This window comes from Xenorhabdus eapokensis (assembly GCF_001908105.1).
This window is the reverse complement of the sequence record NZ_MKGQ01000088.1, coordinates 1-2,126: the sequence shown is the minus strand read 5'-3', so window position 1 is coordinate 2,126 and position 2,126 is coordinate 1. Positions and strand designations below refer to the sequence as shown.

Annotated in this window: 2 protein-coding genes and 1 pseudogene; all 3 read left to right on the top strand. The window is 42.9% G+C overall.

The genetic code is table 11. The features are described from left to right. Nucleotides 1-205: 205 nt before the first annotated feature. Nucleotides 206-631 carry an AHH domain-containing protein gene (locus Xedl_RS19315; protein ID WP_074025333.1) on the top strand — a complete coding sequence of 142 codons (426 nt, stop codon included), beginning with the start codon at nucleotides 206-208 and terminating at the stop codon, nucleotides 629-631. Nucleotides 632-636: 5 nt separating this feature from the next. Further along, nucleotides 637-1,182, top strand: a complete 546-nt coding sequence (locus tag Xedl_RS19310; RefSeq protein WP_074025331.1) for a hypothetical protein — start codon at nucleotides 637-639, stop codon at nucleotides 1,180-1,182. A gap of 163 nt (nucleotides 1,183-1,345) precedes the next feature. Next, nucleotides 1,346-2,126: pseudogene (locus Xedl_RS19305) on the top strand (type IV secretion protein Rhs); the annotation flags it as partial.

Here is a 2,126-nt window from a genome sequence, read left to right as displayed (position 1 = left end):
AATGGGCAAAACGGGTAAAAGTGGTTCTTTAACAAGCTGATAATCAAGGAAAAAATCGCTTAAAACCGTATCACCGCACCGGAACCGGCCCTAAGATCCCTTGGGACTGCTGGGTGGCACAAATCCTTACAGCTACGTTCATAACCCTACCGGATGGGTAGACCCTCTGGGATTGGTTGGATGTTCGACTAAGCTGGGTAAAAACATGATGGAAGATATGGGCTTGTCACGTTCAACTAAATGGAGTGGTTATCAGGCTCACCATGTTATACCGAAGGAATTGGCAAACCATCCTGCTTTGAAAAAAATTGGATATGATATTGATGTTGCTGCCAACGGCATATTCTTGAGAAAAGCTGATAATGGTGTCAGTGCAATGGCAAGGCACCAAGGCAACCATCACGGATATACAGATGCAGTTAGAAATGCTTTAGATAGAATAGATCTTAAACAATCTAAAGAAGCTATATCGAAACAAGTAGCTAACATACAAGATATAGCTAAAAAAGGCATGATGGATGGGAATATAATTAGATCTAAGGATATGTATAACACGAAAATATTTGGTAAGGATGTTAACCAAATAGGAAGACAAAGAGTGTTTGACCGTTGGAGTAAAATATTAGGGTGATATCAATGCATGAAACAATAGATTTTTATATGGAGCCAATGCTTTTTTTTAAAAGCTCTGATTTTCTTTCTGGATCTTCTGATAAATTAGAAGGATATGAAATTATAGAAGATAAAAAAGATGCTATAAAACTCCTTTTTGATCAGGATGTTCCAAGTCCATATGCAATTTGGAGCGATTTTTTTTCCGATCTCATATCTGAATTTTACCTTCATGAAGATTATAAAAAGGCAGATAAAGATATTCTTGACAGAACAAAGGTGTCAACTGAGGATTATGTAAAGGAAAATATTAGGAAAAGAAAATTATATCTGATGAGAAAGAAGCAAGGATTAGCTGATAATGTCGAATATGATTCATTTTTAGAAGAAGTTAGCGATGAGTGTCATCATATGCTAAATATGGTTAGTATTTATCGATATTTATTTTCTTTTAATGAGAGTTCTAAATTAGAAGAAATATTCTCCATATTTAAAAAAGGTTTTATGCCATGTGGTGTTACTAAGGATAAAAAAATAGTCGTTTTTAATCCAATGGTATTAAAACAATAGTTGGTATAGAAGCAATATCATCATGAAAAAGCCGGAAGACCCTTGCGATCTTCCGGCTTTTTGTCATTATCCTGCCTGATAATCCCCAAGCAACTCCCGCATCCGGAGCTTAATCTCACTGAGCTGGTCTTGCTGGCGCTGGTACTGCTGCTTAATGGTGCGAGTGCCATCAGCAAATTTTCACCATAACGCTATTCATCAACTGGAAAAAGTGACCCACAGTGACGGCCCGGAACTGCGGCTGTTCTACCGTGAAGATGGCCTGTTGGCTGACATCCGCCGCACGGATAACGGTCTGAATGATGTGATGGCTCATTATGGTTATCACGCCAATGGCTGGTTGGCTCAGGCAGACAGCACCCAGCAATTTCACCTGTTTTATGAATACAACGATCAGGGACTGATCAGTCGCTGGTCGGATGGTGACCAGACCGCGGTGGATTATGCCTATGATGCGCAGGGTCGTTGTATCCACAGCGTCGGCAGTGGCGGGTTTTACCCGGTGCAACTGACTTATGAACCGGGTATCACCCGTTCCACCACACCGCAAGGCCATACCACCACCTGGCATTACAACGACCAGCAGCAGGTAACCCGGGTTGAAACGCCCTGTGGTCATGTCACGCGTTATGAGTACGATCAATGGGGTAACCTGACACACCAGATTTTACCGACAGGGCAAACCCTGACGTTAGATTATCTGGCGGACACCGGGCTGGTCACCCAATTCACCGATGCCACCGGTGCGACATGGCAACATCACTACGATGATTCAGACCGGCTTATCAGCATGACCGATCCGCTGGGCCGGGTCTGGTGGCAGCAATACGACAATCACGGTAATACCGACTGCTTTATTGCCCCGGATGGCAATAAAACCACGCTGATGCGCAATGAGTTCGGGCTGGTGATTGCGGCAGAGGACACGGAGGGATACAAGCGGT